At 53.3% G+C, this 18,152-nt stretch carries 13 protein-coding genes and 1 pseudogene; 7 read left to right on the top strand and 7 right to left on the bottom strand.

The genetic code is table 11. From position 1 onward, the window contains the following. Window positions 1-2 precede the first annotated feature (2 nt). The 6 genes from ASB66_RS07230 to gspD are packed head-to-tail and all read right to left on the bottom strand — an operon-like array spanning window position 3 to window position 5,206. Complete coding sequence (locus ASB66_RS07230; protein ID WP_060717998.1) at window positions 3-557, bottom strand: hypothetical protein; 555 nt, start codon at window positions 555-557, stop codon at window positions 3-5. A 1-nt stretch (window position 558) separates the two neighbouring features. Continuing rightward, complete coding sequence (gene gspM, locus ASB66_RS07225; protein WP_081089026.1) at window positions 559-1,152, bottom strand: type II secretion system protein GspM; 594 nt, start codon at window positions 1,150-1,152, stop codon at window positions 559-561. A 3-nt stretch (window positions 1,153-1,155) separates the two neighbouring features. Next, complete coding sequence (locus tag ASB66_RS07220; RefSeq protein ID WP_147274017.1) at window positions 1,156-2,190, bottom strand: PilN domain-containing protein; 1,035 nt, start codon at window positions 2,188-2,190, stop codon at window positions 1,156-1,158. Beyond that, on the bottom strand, window positions 2,165-2,620 hold the full coding sequence (gene gspG / locus ASB66_RS07215) for a type II secretion system major pseudopilin GspG (RefSeq protein WP_060718001.1): 456 nt from the start codon (window positions 2,618-2,620) through the stop codon (window positions 2,165-2,167). Before gspG ends, ASB66_RS07220 begins: the two co-directional genes overlap by 26 nt. Window positions 2,621-2,657: 37 nt before the next feature. Beyond that, window positions 2,658-3,113 carry a prepilin peptidase gene (locus ASB66_RS07210; RefSeq protein ID WP_060718002.1) on the bottom strand — a complete coding sequence of 152 codons (456 nt, stop codon included), beginning with the start codon at window positions 3,111-3,113 and terminating at the stop codon, window positions 2,658-2,660. Beyond that, a complete protein-coding gene (gene gspD / locus ASB66_RS07205) occupies window positions 3,110-5,206 on the bottom strand; it encodes a type II secretion system secretin GspD (protein ID WP_234614323.1) in 2,097 nt (698 codons plus the stop codon). Before gspD ends, ASB66_RS07210 begins: the two co-directional genes overlap by 4 nt. 280 nt (window positions 5,207-5,486) lie before the next feature. On the opposite strand from gspD, the gene ASB66_RS07200 reads away from it, so the two are divergent. Both ASB66_RS07200 and imm45 read left to right on the top strand, forming a co-directional pair. Then, window positions 5,487-11,732, top strand: coding sequence for a polymorphic toxin-type HINT domain-containing protein (locus ASB66_RS07200; protein ID WP_206781795.1), 6,246 nt, complete (start codon window positions 5,487-5,489; stop codon window positions 11,730-11,732). Further along, window positions 11,733-12,053, top strand: a complete 321-nt coding sequence (gene imm45, locus ASB66_RS07195; protein ID WP_060718004.1) for an Imm45 family immunity protein — start codon at window positions 11,733-11,735, stop codon at window positions 12,051-12,053. Between the two features lie 43 nt (window positions 12,054-12,096). On the opposite strand, the pseudogene ASB66_RS26665 reads toward imm45, so the two are convergent. After that, a pseudogene (locus ASB66_RS26665) lies at window positions 12,097-12,411 on the bottom strand (IS30 family transposase); the annotation flags it as partial. A 26-nt stretch (window positions 12,412-12,437) separates the two neighbouring features. Between ASB66_RS26665 and ASB66_RS07185 the strand changes: the two are divergent. The 5 genes from ASB66_RS07185 to ASB66_RS07165 all read left to right on the top strand — a co-directional run bounded on the left by ASB66_RS07185 (window position 12,438) and on the right by ASB66_RS07165 (window position 18,142). Beyond that, window positions 12,438-12,860: an RHS repeat domain-containing protein gene (locus tag ASB66_RS07185; RefSeq protein ID WP_060718005.1), complete on the top strand. Its 423-nt coding sequence runs from the start codon at window positions 12,438-12,440 to the stop codon at window positions 12,858-12,860. 175 nt (window positions 12,861-13,035) lie between these two features. Continuing rightward, window positions 13,036-14,135 (top strand): IS3 family transposase gene (locus tag ASB66_RS07180; protein WP_420094377.1). Its coding sequence is split into 2 segments (ribosomal slippage): window positions 13,036-13,288 and window positions 13,288-14,135, totalling 1,101 coding nucleotides; the frame shifts between segments, so codons are not numbered across the junction. Between the two features lie 619 nt (window positions 14,136-14,754). After that, the gene (gene tssI / locus ASB66_RS07175) at window positions 14,755-17,163 is read left to right on the top strand and encodes a type VI secretion system tip protein TssI/VgrG (protein ID WP_060718006.1); all 2,409 of its coding nucleotides are present in this window, start codon (window positions 14,755-14,757) and stop codon (window positions 17,161-17,163) included. Then, a complete protein-coding gene (locus tag ASB66_RS07170; protein WP_060718007.1) occupies window positions 17,156-17,671 on the top strand; it encodes a DUF4123 domain-containing protein in 516 nt (171 codons plus the stop codon). Before tssI ends, ASB66_RS07170 begins: the two co-directional genes overlap by 8 nt. Continuing rightward, window positions 17,672-18,142, top strand: a complete 471-nt coding sequence (locus ASB66_RS07165) for a hypothetical protein (RefSeq protein WP_060718008.1) — start codon at window positions 17,672-17,674, stop codon at window positions 18,140-18,142. The last annotated feature ends 10 nt before the right edge of the window (window positions 18,143-18,152 follow it).

Below are 18,152 nucleotides of genomic sequence, written 5' to 3'. Positions count from 1 at the left end.
GTTCAGGGACAACCTTCGCACTTGATGAGGTCGGGATAGAGGTAAAGAGTAACGGTCGAAGTGGACAGATTGACCGGCTGAAGCTCAACGGCGTTCCTATTAATGCGGACGATTTTTGCCCCCGCAAATTCGTCCCCGACCTGCAACCATCGCAGCTCACCATTTGCCGACGCCAATAGAGCCATCCAAATCCGATCGTCACCGGATATTCCGAGAACCTTCACGTTTTGCTCAAAATTGATGTCGGGTGCCATGCGTTGAGGTGGGTTCAAGACAGCATTGTTGGCGCCGGTGTCGAGGAGCGGCGCCATAACGACCATCGGCGGTGGTTGTGGTTTTACAAACGGCCGGCGCGTGGGAGACATCAAAGGACGAGCCGTTACTTCAAGGAGATTGAGTTCCTGATCGACAGGGCCGGCGGCAGATGTCAGTGAAGTCGTTTCTCGTTTTGATACTGGTTGAAGCGGAGATATGGTGATCGGAAAGGCGATCGCTGTGAGGAGCGATGGAATTGCGAGGCCGAAAGCACCTATCATGAGAATCTGACGCTGGTGCATTCTATCTATCCCCAGGCGGAAAGGCATTTGCCGCACCGAAGAGATCCAGTGTGACATTGATATTCAAATCACCTTCCACACCGCCGGGTGTATAACTCGAGCCCAGCGTCAACGAGCCGATGAACACGGGAGGGATTGTTTGCTCAAGCTCAAGCAAAACGGATTGTATAGGTTCGAACGAACCGTAAGCGTTGACCCTTAGTCCAACCAACTTGACGTTCGGCAACCCCTTGGACGGAATGTCATTGATCGTGTTGATCTGCAAACCGTGCCGCACTGCCGACGCTTTCAAGATGCCATTGATCTCCGCACGAATGATTTCATCGGTTTCCCCGCGAAACACAAACCCGCTGATCTGATCTGTCGGCTCGGTCGGCGTCAGTTTCAGCTGCTCTGCGGATGCGACAATCGTCTGGTAGAGACCCAGACGGCGGCGAGCGTCGTCGATTTGCGAAAGACCTGAAATTGCACTCTCAACCGCACCAAGAACCATCGATAGAGCGCATATAGCGGCGGCGAGGCCACATATCAGGAGGATCAAACGCCTCTGTCTTATATCGAGACTGAGAACCAACGCCGTGAACCGTTGCCGCATCGTTTAACGCCTCATGTTCATCGAAAAACGATCCGCATCAAATCCGACTGCGCGAGCGATACCGGAGGAAAACGTCACATCGAAGAATAAGCCGGTCTTTTGCAGTCGTCCGGGAAGCGACGCTGCCGATTTCGAAAGGCCGGCAATCTCAACCTTGGCGTCGGCAATTTTTAGTTCGGTCAAAAAGGTATCATCTGGCAATGTACGTGTCAGCGCTTCGACTGTTTTCAACACATCGCCATTGGTAACGCTGCGTGCCCGAAGCGCGACGACGAGGTTTCTCCTCTCTTGGCTTGTGTCGATTATCTTGCGCGCCGCTTTCGCCTTCGGTTCAATCTCCGTTATCGCAGACTGCAATTCGTAAAGACGGGCATTTACACGAATGCCAAAGGTAAATACTGCGGCGGCGATTGTAAGACAGATGAAGGCTGGCATGAGAAACCGTCGCGACATCTGCATCATGTCACCGACAACAGATGGTTTGTTCGGGAGGCCTGCGGTCGCCTTTACCCGATAAATTTGCGAACCATGCTTCACAAATATGCGGCGAACTTTCAGCTTGTTCTCGGAAAGAAACGTGTCGAGTCTCTCAAAAACTCGTCTTTTTGCGAGGAAATAGCCTTTCCCTGCACTCTTGGAGGAAAACCGCTCCAAAATAATAACAACCGCTTCGGGCCGAAAAGGCGTGTTGTTGCAAATGTCCAGTTCGGCCATCGGCAGCAAAATCGACGATGGCAGCCTGTGCTCAAGAAGATCGCGCCTGACAACGACGTCTTCATCCAGAACGACATCGACCATCGTTTCCGAAATCGCCCGAATGTGCCCTCGCCAACCGAGTGCCGAGCGCCCTTCTTGATGTCGCGCGCCCGTCTTAGTGATGGCGGTATGTGTCACTAAGACAACCAGATCGCCTTCGCTTTGCAAAGATTGATCCGTTCGACGCAAAGCTGCGCTGAAGTATGCTAGTCCGTCGCACAAATCAGACCAAAGCCCTGAGCCAGACGTCATCCAATCAGGGAAGATCGTGATCTTCACCATCGCCCCCTTCTTTTCCGTCGCGTCCAAAAGAAATCACAAGAGGTCCCTGGCCTGCTTCTGCAGGCTTATAAACGTAGACATGCCCCCAAGGATCCTTGAGACTATCAGCGCCTTTCAGATACGGGCCGTTCCAGACTTTCGCACTGGCAGGCGCTACGGAAAGTGCTGAGAGTCCCTCGCTCTGCGAAGGATAGGTTCCGGTATCGAGATAATAGAGCTCCAGGGCCGATTGAATGTTGTGTATCTGTGTCTTTGCGCTCTCGACTTTTGCTGTGTCGAGATAACGTAGCACCCGAGGCGCAACAAGGCCGATCAACAGCCCCATAATCGCGACGACAACAAGCAATTCGACGAGGGAAAATCCTGCGTCCGAATAACTTTCATCCTGGTTGGATCTGTTCGTCTTGATGTCGGCTGATATCGCTTGCATGAATGCCACCTGGTAAAAAAGGCTAGTCGATAGCCATCTATTGCGTAAACCATACACTGGCTGCGGAAGCACAGAGGAAGGGACCAAAAGGAAGCCGAAACGTCCGCAGATTTAAGGCTGGTCGTCTGACCTTTGCTGCTAAGACCACGAAAAGTCCCGAACAACTGGCAATTGCCAGGAACATTGCAAGTGCGTCCAATTTAATCCAGCAACCGATTGCCGCTGCAAGTTTAACGTCCCCCATCCCTAGGCCAACACGCGCCGTCAATCTGCTGTGAACAAGTCGGATGATCAAAAACAGTCCGCCGAAGACCAACATCGACAATCCGATATCGATATATGTCCTAAATCCCTGCTCAAAAGAAATCGTAGCACCAGTCAACCCGAGGCAAAGACTCAACACCTGGGGGATGCGCAGCGTCTTTATGTCAATCGCGCTGATGACGAGCAATTGCCCCACGAACAAAACGCTTATCCAATCAAAAGCTGTCATTGTGCGATCCGTTTGATGTCCTGACGCATTCGCTGACCATTGGTTTGCAATTGCCCCCGTTCGAATTGACCACGGAATTCAGCGGTGATGTCTCGGGCCTGTTGGACATCCTGTACAATCCTCGGTCTTATAAAGATGACGAGTTCTGTGCGGGAAATCGTGTCGGTTTTGGACTTGAATGCCGAACCTAATACAGGAATGTCCCCGAACACCGGAACCTTTTTATCGGCAATGCTTTTCCGCTCCTGAATAAGTCCGCCGAGGGCAATGCTTTCACCGTCACTCACGACTACGCGGGTGGAAATCTTACGCTGCTGGATCGTCGGGCTGTCGATGCCTGACGTCGTTGTTTGCGTGACGTTGCTTGCTTCCTGTTTGATATCGAGCGTCACGCGCCCCGACGTGTTGATACGCGGCGTGACGGCGAGAATGATACCTGTATCTTTTAACTCGACCGAATTGACGATAGCGGAGTTGGCAGACGTCGTGCTGGCGCTCGACTGCGTGATGGTCGGCACCTGATCGCCGACCTGGAGTGTCGCTGCCTGGTTGTTAATCACCATGAGGCTCGGAGAAGATATCACTTTGACTTTCGTCACCGTGGACAGTGCATTCAAGGCTGTCTGTACGTCTCCGGAAATATGTGTCCAGGCAAAGCCAGGATAGGCTGCGGATGCCGCGCCTGAAGCAAGATCGGAAAAGCCAACGCCGTTTGGACCGTGATCGAGATACCACCGTATCCCGAATTGAAGTTGATCATTCAGAGTGACCTCGGCAATGATGGCCTCAAGGAAAACCTGCACAGGCATCACATCGACCTGACGGAGAATTTGCTCTATCCGCTTATATTGGCGTGGAGTCGTTGAAATCAGCAAAGAGTTGTTCTGATTGTCGGCGACGATTTTCGGGACGCTTTCGGTGCTCATGCCAGCGACCTCAGCCAGCATGTCGCCGCTTGTCGTCGCCAAAGATGTTGCAGTGTCAGTCGTGGCTGCAAGATTCGGCGCTACGTTGCTTGTTGATGCCGCTCCCTTGCCTTTCTGGCTTATGACGTTCTGCAAGACCTCCGCTAATTCAGAGGCGGACCGATTTTGGATTTGGTAGACGAAAAGTTGTTCGTCATTGTTTTGAGCAACAGCGTCGAGTTTGGCGATCCATGCCTGAATTTTGCTGAGGTAAGCCGGTCTTGAGGTAATAACCAGAACGGCATTCAATCTGGAATTCGGGATAAATCTTATCACCTTTCCATTTGGCCCGTCCCCCGCCCCAAAAACAGAGGTGAGTTCCTTGGCTACGTCCTGAGGCTTTGATGTCTTTAAAGGATAGATCGCCGTCGACATTCCCTTCATCCAATCGACGTCAAATACCCCAATCGTGTCGCGAAGAGCCGAGAGCTCACTGCCGTCACCGGCGACAATAATGTAATTTCTTTCTGGATCCGTTCTCAGGACCGCATTCGGGCGCCCGGTTTTTTCGATGATGTCCTTCATATCATCCGCCGAAATGTATTTCAGCTGAATGACTTCCATTTTGGTTCCGGGCCCCTTGGTCGATGCAGAGCCAGACATAACGGACGTGTTGGAGAGGGCGCTACTGGAGGGAACGATGGCGTATTGACCATTTTTTTGAACAAGAGCAGCGTTGTTCATCGACAAAGCCACTTCAAAGATGTTCAGAAGGCTTTTTTTATCGACGGGTTCACTGGTTTGAACGGTTACGTTGCCCGACACATTTGGGTCGATAACATAGGTATAGCCCATGATGTCGCCCAGAACCCGTTTTGAGGCCTGAGCAACGGGAGCATTTACCAAATTGATTGTGTAGCTTTGTCCGCCACCTGATGTGGCCTCTTCCACGACACCAGGCTGCTGTGCTGCGGTAAACTGACCCGTTCCGGGAACGGCGAAGCCTGAAACGGATTGTCCACCGTTAGAAGGCAGGATAGGAGCAGATTTTGAGGCGATGACCGTGTGTTGACGCCCATCCGTGCCCACACCTTCCATCAACGAGTCCCAGCGGTCGTTGCTGTTTTCAGACGCGCAGCCAAACAACAAAACAGCCGTTAAGCTGAAAACAACGCTTTTGATATCCACCGCATGATCCCACCCTATGCCCCTGCAACCCTATCGTTATGATTGTGGAATAAGGAGTCTGAATCCTTGCTGCCGTGCATTTGGTCCACAGTTTAATTTTAGTTTTTTCCTTGGAAAATAGTTATATTTAATAACTATAAGCTATTTTTGAAATAATATTTCAGCTTGCCTCTTTACATCTTCAAAATCCTGAATACAGGTTTATATGTCATTGCCGGGGATAGCGGTGACATTTTGGGTATTTCATATATTTCTATTTTAGTGTGGGGACACTTAAATGATGACCGGACGGACCGTTGCTTTGGCCGTGGCTTCTGCATGCCTTTCTTTATTTATAAGTAATTGCGCATATGCCGATACAGCGCTTGGTGATCCCCAGCAGATTGCCGTCGCCCCCAAGGCTAGCGATGTCTCCAGTTCCGGTGCCTTCGTCCAGGAATACCCGATCGATGTACCCACGAGTTTTGGTGTAGAGCCTAAACTGTCCTTCAAGTACGATAGCTCCCGCCGCACCAAGGTTAATGGCCTTTATCAAGGCTGGCTCGGCTATGGCTGGGGCCTCGAAGGCGTAGCCGTTATCGAGCGGGCGCGGCCAGCGCGCGGTATTCCGGCCTATGACGCCAACGACGTCTACATGCTTAACGGCGAGCCGCTTGCCAGCTGCACCTCGACCAACAATGCCGGTGTCTCCTGCCAGGTTGGCGGCAACTGGGTTGGCGAGACCGAGAACTATCTGCGGATCCTTTACGTATCCTCCTCCAACACCTGGGAGATCACGGCACGCGACGGCACCAAGACGGTGCTGGCCTCCACCGCATCGTTGATGGGCTCGACCAGCACAGCTGTCGAGGCGACCAATTATCGCTGGCTAGTCAAAAGTGTCACCGATACCCATGGCAACACGGCCAGTTACAGCTACACCTGCGATACGCTTCCGGTCTGCTATCCCTCGGTGATCAGCTACAACAACAGGACGGTCAATTTCTTTTATGAGGCGCGGCCCGATCCGCTGATCATGGCAACCGGCAATTCGTTGGCGCAGACGACGCGCCGCCTGAAGACCATCGTCGTCAAGACCGGTAGCAGCACCATCAGCGGCTACGCTCTCAATTACGATCAGGCGCCGGAGAACGATGCATCGCGTTTGACATCGGTGCAGAAGTACGGCTCCGATCTCACCTTGAGCAGTGTCAATGCCATTACCGGCGGCACCTCTCTGCCGGCCACCACATTCTCTTATGCAAACGGAACCGACTTTAGCCAGACCGTGTCAACAAGCGCGATCGCCGCGAAGGCAATGGCAGAGGATTTGTCTCCCAATTATATTCCAGTCGATGTCGATGATGACGGAGTTTCCGAAATCCTGACGAGCGATTGCGGAATGGTATTCAGTCAGGCCGGCTCTACGAGCTTTGCCATTGCTGACATGTCAGCGGTTAAATGCACGAAGGTTGCGCCTAAATTCCACGTTGGACGGTTTCGGACCGGGGAAACCGGCAAGCAAATGTTGCTTAGGGGGGACAATTCAAAAATTCGCGATGAAGTCGTCCTGACCAGGAACAGCGCAGGCTTTAGCGTTGAGGTAAATACCTGCAGCGCCACATCTGGCGACGCTATGATCACCAATAGCGCAACCAAGGCAATGTGCGGCCTTGGCGCTGATTACAAAACCCCGGTTGACTACGATGGAAGTGGTACGGACAAGCTTGTGAAGGTGACGGATCAGACGGTCGGCATGGCTGAACTGTTCGGCGATGGACGTATCCAGAGAATGTACACAGGTGACACCTCTTTGCGAGCCGACTCGTTTGAAAACGGTGTTTGGGTCAAGCGCAAGCTGCTCAGTTCCCCTTGCGTCAGAAACTGCCTGTTCATCGACCTAAACGGCGATGGCCTGGACGACCTGGTTCAATATTCGGTTGTCTACGACGCTGGCAATACAAGTGACAATAATTACAGAAATCCGTCCTATAGCGTTTCCGTTTCCGGGTACCTCTTCAATGGCAAGACGTATCAGGCATGGACTGGGAGCTATGGCAAAACTTATACGCCAGCAAGCGCAGACAATACATATTACAGCGCTATCAGCATTTTCGCGTCAGATGTTGACGGCGATCAGAAAGCAGAGGTTGGGGTTGGGGTTAAAAGCACTGAAGATTATGATGCTTATGGCGCGAGAAACTGGTTGCTCATGCGGATACGGAATAAGACCAATAAATCTTATATTGCGTTCGATAGTCTTAAATTGAACAGTAGTTTTGCGACCATCGGCGATTTCGATGGCGATGGTCTTTCTGATCTGTTAAGCGCGCCGGATATAGCCTGCGGAGGTCGCACATACAATCAGCGAGATGGTAGCTATACGTATCACGGTCCAGATTGCACCAAGGCCTTTAAAGGAAAGCCTCATTATGTCAGTTACGGTCGATCGACGGGTGACTTCCCGAACCTGATGACGGGGATGACGACGCCAGAGGGGGCGAAGGTCTCGGTGCGCTATACGCCTTCGACCAAATGGCAGAATACCTATCTTCCCTTCGCGCTCCAGACCGTCAGCTCGATCTCGCTCAACGACGCTCATGGTACGGCGGCCACCACCGATTATTCCTATCCCAAGGGCCTTTATCTGTCAGCAAAGCGCAAGTTCATGGGCTTTGGCGAGGTCACAAAGACCCTGCCGCTCGCCAACGGTCAATCCGCACGCAACACCGTCAAGACGACATACCTTCAGGATATGGCAACCGTCGGATTGCCAGCAACCGTCGCCTATACTGGTGATGATGCCAATGCCGGTAAAGTGGTTTCCAATAACTACACAGCCAACAACGCCTCCATACCCTACACCGCACTGAAACAAGCGACAGAGACGCAATATACAGAAAAGGCAGCGGCACTGCGCCTCAGAACCGAATGGACCTACGACACCTATGGGAATGTTGCTCAGGAAACCAACTTCGGCAGGCCAGCCATCAACGGTGACGAAACAACAACAGTTTCTCACAGAGCATACAACCCTGGAAGCTATATCGTCTCGACTCTCAGTGGGAAGGCGAGTTACAAGGGCGCAACAACCAGTGGCACGCTTCTCAGCTATCAGACTTACGCATATGACGGTCTGGATTTTGGGGCCTCGCCAACCAAAGGCGATCTAACCACACGCCGTGATTACGTCGATTTAAATAACTACCAGACAAACACCTTCACCTATGACAGCTATGGCAACAAGGTCTCTGAAACCAATGGGGCCGGCGACAAAATTACTTACAGTTACGACGACACCTATCACCAGTTCCTCACCGGAACCGGCTATCAGAATGGCCTGTTGAAGACCGCGAACTATAATGGAATTTGCTCGGCTCCTGCCAATACCTATGACTTTAACGGTGTTGGGACCGGCTACACCTATGACGCGTTGTGCAGGCAGACCCAGTCGATTAACGCGGTCACTGGCGCCTATGAACGCACGGCCTATTACAATTGGGGAACATCGTCGCAGCACATCGCTAAGATGACCAGCATGCCGAATGGTGCCAGCGATTCACAGGTCGATTCCTATTTTGATGGCCTCGGCCGCATTCGCCGAACCTATACGTTCGGTGATTCCATCAATCCATCAACGATCGTCGACACGGATTACGACGCCCGCGGTAACGTTTCCCGCGTCACCCGACCCTTCGCAGAAGGCACGACAGCCTACTCAACCACGACCACCTATGACTGGAATGGACGCCCACTCAGGGCGACAAATCCAGATGGAACAGCAAAAATCTACGACTATGCCCTTGTCGGCTCAATCGACCGATCCTCGAATGTCACGATCTTCGGAACTTATGTCACCGATGAGATCGGCATCCAGACCCAGACGTTCACGTCAACGGCGGGCGATACGGTCGGCATTGTCCAGCGTTCGGCCCCCGCCACGGACGGAGGTATCGTTGCGCGCTGGATCCATGCCGCAACCTTCGATGATGCCCATAGAATGATCCAGGTTCAGGATAATAATGGTGCCACATGGTGGTATGGCTACGATCTGCTGGGTAATCGCCTCTCTGTCACCGATCCGGATATGGGCACCTGGTACTATGCGTATGACAATGCGAACCGACTGACTAGTCAGCTGGATGCCCGCGGCGCCAGGATTACCATCAGCTATGATTCGATCGGGAGGATCGTTCAGAAAAAGGCCTATAATGTAAACATTGCCGGTGATGCCGGAAGTTTGCTCGCTCAAAACAGCTATGATGAGCAAAGAGTTGGCGTTTATAACCTCGGCCAACTGACGACTGCACAAAGCCCGACCATGGTGCAGAAGTTTAACTATAATGCTGATGGCCTGGAGGTTCAGAAGTTCCATGCCGTTGACACAATCGCCCACGACGATTCGACTGCCTACGACCAAGGCAAGCGGCCGATCTATAAGATCTACAATGATCGGCCAAGCTTGACGATTGGCTCCTCGTCTTCCCACTGGATCTACGACCGCAAGGGTCAGTTGCTGACGATCCCGGGCTACATCAACAGCACGACCTATATGCCGGATGGGCAGACGGCCTCGATCAGCTATGCCAATGGCGTGACAACGACCTTCAGCTATTCGCCCGAGCGTGGCTGGCTGACGGGTATCGTCACCCAGAATTCCGCCGGCACCCGGCTGTTGGGCGCGAGCTACAGCCGCGATGCCGCCGGTCGTATCACGAGCATTGATGAAGACGGCACGGCCAATGACTGGACTTACAGCTACGACCGTTTCGGTCGGGTCGCGACAGCCATCCGGGCCAACAATCCCGCCTATAGCGAAACCTTCACCTACGCTGACAATGACAATCTGATCAGCCGCTCACGTCTGGCCGGCAGTTTTGCCTATCCGTCAGCCGGTTCCTCCCGACCGCATGCACCGACATCGCTCAACGGTGTCGCCTTTAGCTATGATGCCAACGGCAATATGATCAATGACGGTAGCCGCCAGCTGAACTACGACCTCGCCAATCGTGTCGCCTCGGTCACAGCCAACGGCTCCACGACCAGCTTTGCTTATGGCCCCGACGGAGCGCGCGCCAAGAAGATTGGCAGCAACGGCACGACCTTATACTACAGTGCGGATGTCGAGTTCGACATGGCCGCCAACACCTTCACGCGCTATCCGCATATGGACATCAAGCTGGTCGGCAACAATGCCTACTTCCTGCACCGTGACCATCTGTCTTCGGTCCGCTTCGTGACCAACATAGCGGGCGAGGTCGTCGAAAGCACCGACTATGCCGCCTATGGCGAGACCAGCAACAAGGCGATGACCACCCAGAAAAACTATATCGGCGAGCGCTTCGATCCCGAAACAGGCCTTATGTATCTCAATGCCAGATATATGGATCCACGGTTCGGTCGCTTTATTTCGCCAGATGACTGGGATCCGACAAAGGAAGGGGTCGGCACTAACCGATATGCATATGCGTCAAATGACCCGGTCAACAAGAGCGACCCGAATGGGCACATGGGAAATGGATCTTGGAACACGGGTTTTCAACCTCCCTCAATTGAAGACACTTTGAATGACATTCAAACTGCGTTGGACATTGGGGGGATGGCGCCAGTCGTAGGCGCTCCTATCGACGCTGTTAATGCAGCCGTTAGTTTGGCGAGGGGTGATTTGGTTGGTGCTGGCCTTTCGTTATTCGGTGCAATGCCTGGCCCAGGTGATTATGCAACGGCCGCAAAGCTTGCCAAGAGAGCTGAGGATGGAATATCCGTTGAGCGCAAAGTTGCTAGAGAGATGTGGGGTGTAGCATGCAGTCTAGCACCTGAAACTCCTGTAGTTACTAAATTTGGCCTAGTTCCTATTTCCGAAATTAAGGTTGGCGATTTTGTCCTTGCCCGCAATGAGGGGTCTGGCAAGGAGAATTTTCAGAGAGTTCTCAAAACTTATGAGAACGTCGATCCAGACACCACCATTTTGACCGTGACGAAAAAGAAAAATGGAACAGATGTCACGGAGACAATTCTTTCCGATGGTCGCCATCCGTTTTTTGTAGATGGCGTAGGTTTTGTCCGTGCGAGAAGTCTTTCCGTTGGGCAGCTTCTGGTGGTATCTGGCGGAAAAACTGCAAGGATTAGTGCACATAAATATTTATCTTCTAAGCCTTTGCATGCCTTTAATCTTGAGATTGAAAAAGACCATACTTTTTTCGCAGGCAAAACAGCGCTTTGGGTACATAATGGCAACTGCTATGATAATGCTCAAGATTTTGAAAAAAGCATTCAGGGTTATAGTACGGGTGAAAGGGTAGCTAGAATTAAGGATACTCTAAAAGATGTTGCCTCTAAAAATGGATGGCAGAGAGATGCAAAAATAAGTAAAGTAAATGGTAGAGATGTATATAAAGATAAGAAGAAAGATTATTGGTCAATAGATACTGAAAAGGGTAGATTCGAAAAAGCAGACAAAAGGGGTAAACATTTAGGAGAGTTTGACATTGACGGTAATCAAACAGGAAAGCCGGACACAAAAGGCAGACACGATCTGAAGATTTAGATGCAGAAACTTATAGAGCTCAATTTTGAAGCGATCGCCCGTGGTGCGATTTTTCGGGTACGCGGACAATATCCATATGAGAATGTCGTGGATTTTATGGTCGTAGAGACTTCCGTATCTGAACGACCTCTGGGGATCATGGTAGCGACCGGATATAGTGCTGGCCATACCTTTGTCAGGCCACCACCTGAAGCAATTTTGACAGGCACAAAAATGCTTTCGACTGCGTGGCTTAAGGAAAATTGGGCCGAATGGATTTATCCAGCATGCCCAGTTGGTGAGGTGTTTTTTCTTGAGCACTATCCAGCACCGGAATTATAAGATTGTGAGTTCACGCTGAAGCGCGACTTGCGGGGCTTTCAAGCTACCTGTCATGTCGAATCTGAGCGATTAGTTTCTTGCGGAATACGTCAGCCGGCGTTCGATAGCCAAGGCATTTGCGCGGCGTGGTGTTGAGCCGATTGCAGATCTCCATCAGATCGGCGTCGGCTAAGGACAAGGGGTCGACGTCTCTCTAAAGCCATTTCCGCGCTCGCCGGGCGAGGTGAGGGAGCCCCTTCAGTGCCCGGATGATGCCATCCATGACCGGACGAGACTGCCGATCATTGTTGCTTAGCAAAACCGTAAAGCGGCTCACCCGCTCAACGAGCGATGTCACGTTGGCCTTGCCGTACTTTTTATACGGCTCCACGACCAGCTTTGCTTATGGCCCCGACGGAGCGTCGCGCCAAGAAGATCGGCAGCAACGGCACAACTCTATATTACAATGCGGATGTCGAGTTCGACATGGCCGCGAACGCCTTCACGCGCTATCCTCATATGGACATCAAGCTGGTCGGCAACAATGCCTACTTCCTGCACCGTGACCATCTGTCTTCGGTCCGCTTCGTGACCAACATAGCGGGCGAGGTCGTCGAAAGCACCGACTATGCCGCCTATGGCGAGACCAGCAACAAGGCGATGACCACCCAGAAAAACTATATCGGCGAGCGCTTCGATCCCGAAACCGGCCTCATGTATCTCAATGCAAGATATATGGATCCACGGTTTGGAAAATACGTGCCTGCCGATGATGGAGCCTTGATCGACCCGTCCGCCAAGGTAGAGGAGGTGCGTCATGCGCAGTAATCCATCCTCGCAAACGCCTTCCGCTATGCCTGCGGCAAACTCCGGACCAATCGCAATCATCGCCCCCACCGCACCGGGATCGACGGCATTGAACTGACGTGCCCCCCATAAATTGGGCCATTTTGAACTGGAATTTTCCACTTATGATCCCTTTTGGGAAGAAGAGGAGAATTTGATGAAGGCCTCGAAGTTTACGGAAGCGCAAATCGCGTTTGTGTTGAAGCAGGCGGAAGATGGAACGCCCATTGGCGAGGTCTGCCGCAAGGCAGGAATTTCCGATGTGACGTTCTACAATTGGCGCAAAAGATACGCCGGCATGATGCCCTCGGAGATGAAGCGCCTGCGTCAACTCGAAGAAGAGAATGCCAAGCTGAAGCGGATCGTCGCCGACCTTTCGCTGGACAAGGCCATGCTCCAGGATGTGCTGTCAAAAAAGCTCTGAGGCCTGACGGCAAGCGTAATCTTGTCGACAGGATCAAGACGGACTGGAAGGTTTCGATCCGACGCGCATGCGCCGTGTTGAAGATCGACCGGTCCCTTTATGTCTACAAGTCCAAGCGCGGCGATCAGGCCGAACTGAAGCTGAAGATCAAGGATACCTGCCAGACGCGTGTGCGCTATGGCTATCGTCGTGTGCATGTCTTGATCAGGCGTGACGGCTGGGTGGTGAATCCGAAGAGAATCTATCGTCTTTACAAGGAGATGGACCTGCAACTGCGCAACAAGGTGCCAAAACGGCGCGTCAAAGCAAAGCTGCGATCGGACCGCACCGCAGCCACCCGTTCGAACGACGTCTGGGCCATGGATTTCGTGCATGACCAACTGGCCACTGGTCGCAAGATCAGGGTTCTCACGGTTGTCGATACCTTCTCGCGCTTCTCTCCGGCGGTAGATGCCCGCTTCAACTATAAAGGGAAGGACGTCGTGCAGACCCTCGAACGCATATGCCGGCAGGTCGGTTACCCGGCCACCATTCGGGTGGACAACGGCAGCGAATTCATCTCTCGTGACCTCGATCTCTGGGCCTATCATAGAGGCGTCGTGCTTGACTTCTCGCGGCCGGGCAAGCCGACGGACAATAGCTACATCGAGAGTTTTAATGGCAAGTTGCGGGCAGAGTGCCTGAACGCCCACTGGCTTATGAGCCTTGACGACGCAAGAGCAAAGATGGAGGATTGGCGTAGAGACTATAACGAGTTCCGGCCACACAGCGCGATCGGCAACAAGGTGCCGATTTCGCTCATGAACGGCTCATCGGCACCTGCGCCAACATGAGCCTTAACCCCGGAAAATTCCAGCTCCCGCTGGCCCAAAATCGGGGTGCACGTCAGCTCTTGGGAGAACGTGGCTGGAAATCCAACGTCAGGCCAAACTCTCTTTCATAAGTTTCCGGCGACCGCCCGGAGACCTTAGCGTAGGTATTGATGCAGTACAGAGTAAAGCACGACCACCATCACCGATAGCGCTATTGCCAAAATTATACGCCTGTTTTGGGCACGTATCTCATGCGGTTCCGGCTGCTTTGCCCCGCAGCGCGGGCATATAACGCCGACAGGAACCGGCGCTTCGCATTTGACACACGCAACATAAACCACTCTGCCTCCTCGGGGCCTAAACGTGCGCCACTCGCCATTTCGAAAACCGTGTTAAAAACACTTCCGGAGCCGACAGATCGAGTCAGGGGATTGATCCTTGGGAAATTATCCGGAATCCGGTCTGCCCCACCTATCGGTAGACATTCAACCCATACGCGCTGCATCAACAAAAACCACCGTCGAGACCTTGACCTTTTGGGAGGCTGACCTATTGTCGTCATCAATGGCGCGATTGAAACAGTGGGCTCGCGCCACCGGGCTGTTTTGACGATTTTCGATGACGTTATATGGGGGCATCCATGGACGACGTTCTGTCGCCGACCGACTTCATCCAGGCTAGCCGTGTGTTGAGACTATCCTCTCCCTTGGGCGAAGACCAGCTTCTGCCGGAGCGGATGACGGTGGACGAAGGCGTCAATCGCCTGTTCGAGATCACTATATCTGTGCGCGCCAAGCGTGAGGCCGTCAAGCCAGAAGAGTTGATCGGCAAGCTGGTCGATGTGTCACTGGAGATCCGTCAGGGCGAATTCGATGAGGGCGGCGTGCGCCGGCCGTTCAACGGCCTGGTCACCAATCTGTCCGAAGGGCCGCCGGTCACACGAGGGTTGCGGTCTTATACGTTGACCATCCAGCCGCAGTTCTGGCTGCTGTCGCGTCGCTCCGACTGCCGCATCTGGCAGAACATGACCTCCATGCAGGTGCTGGAGACGCTGCTATCGGAACATGGGCTTCCCGCGGCTGCCTATGCCCCTTTACACAAAGTGCCGCCTGCGCGTGAGTACAGCGTGCAATGGAACGAGACAGACCTCGATTACCTGCTGCGCCGGTTCGAAGAGGACGGGTTGTTCTACTGGTTCGAACATGAGGTGGGTGTCCACCGCATCAAAGTCAGCGACAGCAAGGTCGCCTGGAGTCAGCCTTCGCCCTCCGCAGAAGGCGTCGACAAGGTGAGATTAGCGCAAGGCTCATCGGATCGCAACCATATCAACGAGTGGATGCGGCAGTTTGCCTTCATCCCCGGCCAGCGCGCCGGCGCCGACTGGAATTTCGAGACGCCGAGCACCGTGCCTTTGAACGTCACGCCGTCGCTGATCCAGATGCCTGGGGCCGCCAAGCGCGAGCTTTACGAATATCCCGCCCGCATCAGCGATGTGAAGGAAGCCGAACAGGCCGAGACCTTCCGCATGCAGGCGGTGGAGGCCGATCATGAGCGGGTGACGGGCAAGTCCAATGTCCGCTTTCTCGAAGCCGGCCGGCGCTTCACGGCCTATGAGGAGCCGCATCCCGAACATCAATACGAAGAGCATGTGATCACCAGGATCACCCACTGGGTGGTCGACCGCTCCTATGAGACGACGGAGAACGATCCGGAATACCGCAACGAATTCGAAGCCATTCCCTCGCGCGTGCCGCTAACCCCGCATCGTGACACCAAACGTCCGCGCATCGAAGGCGCGCAGGTGGCGATCGTGGCCGGTCCCTCCGGCGAAGAGATACACACGGATCAGTATGGCCGCATCAAGGTCTGGTATCCCTGGGATCGGCGAGCCAAGAAGGATGGTTCCGACACCTGCTGGATCCGCGTCAACCAGGCCTGGGGTGGTGGCACCTGGGGCGCGCAGGTCATTCCCCGCATCGGCATGGAGGTGATGGTCTCCTTCGTCGACGGCGATCCAGACCGGCCTCTGGTCATTGGGGTCGTGCCCAATCCGAAGAATCCCGTCCCCTACGATCTGCCGGCCAACAAGACCCGGATGGTGCTGCGCTCCAACACCCACAAAGGCAGCGGCTTCAACGAAATGACATTCGAGGACGAGAACGGCAAGGAGAACATGTTCTTCCATGCCCAGAAGGATCAGACGACCCGAGTGCTCAATGACCGCACCAAGCGCGTCGACCGGCATGAGGTCGCCTCCATCGGCGGCAACCGCGCCGTGGAAGTCGCGGGCAACCAGAAGCACGAAATCGGCGGCTCTGTGAACACCGTCGTTGGCGGCACGGGGCCGATGGCGATGTTGGCCATGGCAGGCGTGCAGGCGCTGTCAGGCCAGACCGCCGGCTTGCTAGCACAGGCCGCCCAGATCGCGGGTGGTGGTCCCGGCATTGCCAGCTTTGCCACGTCACTCGCCTCCTCCGCCCTTGGCTTTCTCGGCGCCGGTGGTCTTTCCGCCCGCGAAGGCGTCGTCTCTGGCCCGAGCCCACGCGCGGACGCCGGTACGGCGCTGGCTGGATCCGGAACAGGCGTCGGTTCAGACGCCTCCAACCTGTTCCCGCTGCCCGGCATCATGAACACCATCGTCAGCAGCTTTAAGTCCGACAGCGTCGGTATTGCTCGCGCCGAGCAGATCGGGGTGAGCAAGGTGACGAATGTCGGGCAGATCTCGATCGAAAATGTCGGCGAGGCTAAAAAGACACTTGTTGGTAAAGAGTACCAGGAGAAGACCGGTGTCTATCGTCTAATGCAGTCCGATAAAGATATAGATATACACGCTAAGCGCGTTGTCCAAATAACTGCTGCAAAGAATATAATTGTTTCAGAAGAAAAGGTAGTCATATCAACTCCGGGCGGAATGATAGAGATAAATGATAAGGGAGTGATAATCTCAGGAAAAACAGTCCGCATCATCACGAATTCACTCGATATTGAAAGCGGATTGAAAAGTGAAAGTTGTATGAAAACCTCTAGGGGGATTGTGTTCGGTGAGTAAGCTCCAACAGTTTTTAAGGCTGACTGATCAGAAGCAATCACATGCGCTAATCGACGCAATAAACGTACCTAATTTGTATGCTCGATTGGAAGCGCTCGACAGTCCATTCGTAAGTTTGCTCAACGGTTGGTCATCAACATCATATTTGCGTGTTGCACCTTTTCTGGTGAAGATTGACGGTGTCTGTCCTCGTCTTGAGCTCTTGATAGAAGATGCGGCTTCCGCCGGCGCTATGGTCTGGTTGGAATCGAACCATACGATCGAGCGGATTAGGTCCCGCCTATTCAAATTCTACTACTGGCGTCATGGAAGGCACCATGTGTACGCGCGAATTGCGGACGCAATGTATTTTTCCTCGTTTATGAAAGTTCTGAACGAAGATCAGGCTAAACTGTTGGGCACTGTTGCGCCTCGTTTTCTGGTGCCGTCCGGTGATAACAGTATCGAATTCTTTCAGTACGATGATGCGCTTTGCCGATTTGTCAACAAAGAAGCGGAGATAGTTTGAATGGCCGCGGCCGCCTCTAGCAAGTTCTGTCCGAACTGCCCTCCCGAAGATGTATGTGAAGAGCTAAGAAAAATCGTTCGCCGACTGGTTTTTCAAAAAAAGGCGGAAACAGGGACGCGCGGATTAGCAGAGCGGATTATGGATCAGTTGAACGGGACCCGGGCTGGCTGGGCCGGGCACGACGAGGCTATAACCAATTTAAAAAATCAAATCGCGAAAGTCATGAAGGATTTTTCCGATAACAATTGTGGTGACAAGGCCCCGATCGGAAACGATGCCAAAGCGTGGATCAACCATCCGAATCCTACTATTGATCAGCTGAAAATGGATGCCGTCGAGGAGCCGGGTCTGTTCGATATGAAGCGTTGGGAGCAGATCACTGGCCTTACCGGAGCTGCACTGATCACGTACCTAGTGATTTCCGAAGGATCCCGGCTCTTTCCACCACGAAACGCTATTCCAGTGCCATGAGGAAGACGAA

The sequence above is a fragment of the Gillisella vitis genome (assembly GCF_001541345.2).
Taxonomy (GTDB): Bacteria; Pseudomonadota; Alphaproteobacteria; order Rhizobiales; family Rhizobiaceae; genus Allorhizobium; species Allorhizobium vitis.
This window is presented reverse-complemented; position numbering and strand designations above follow the sequence as displayed.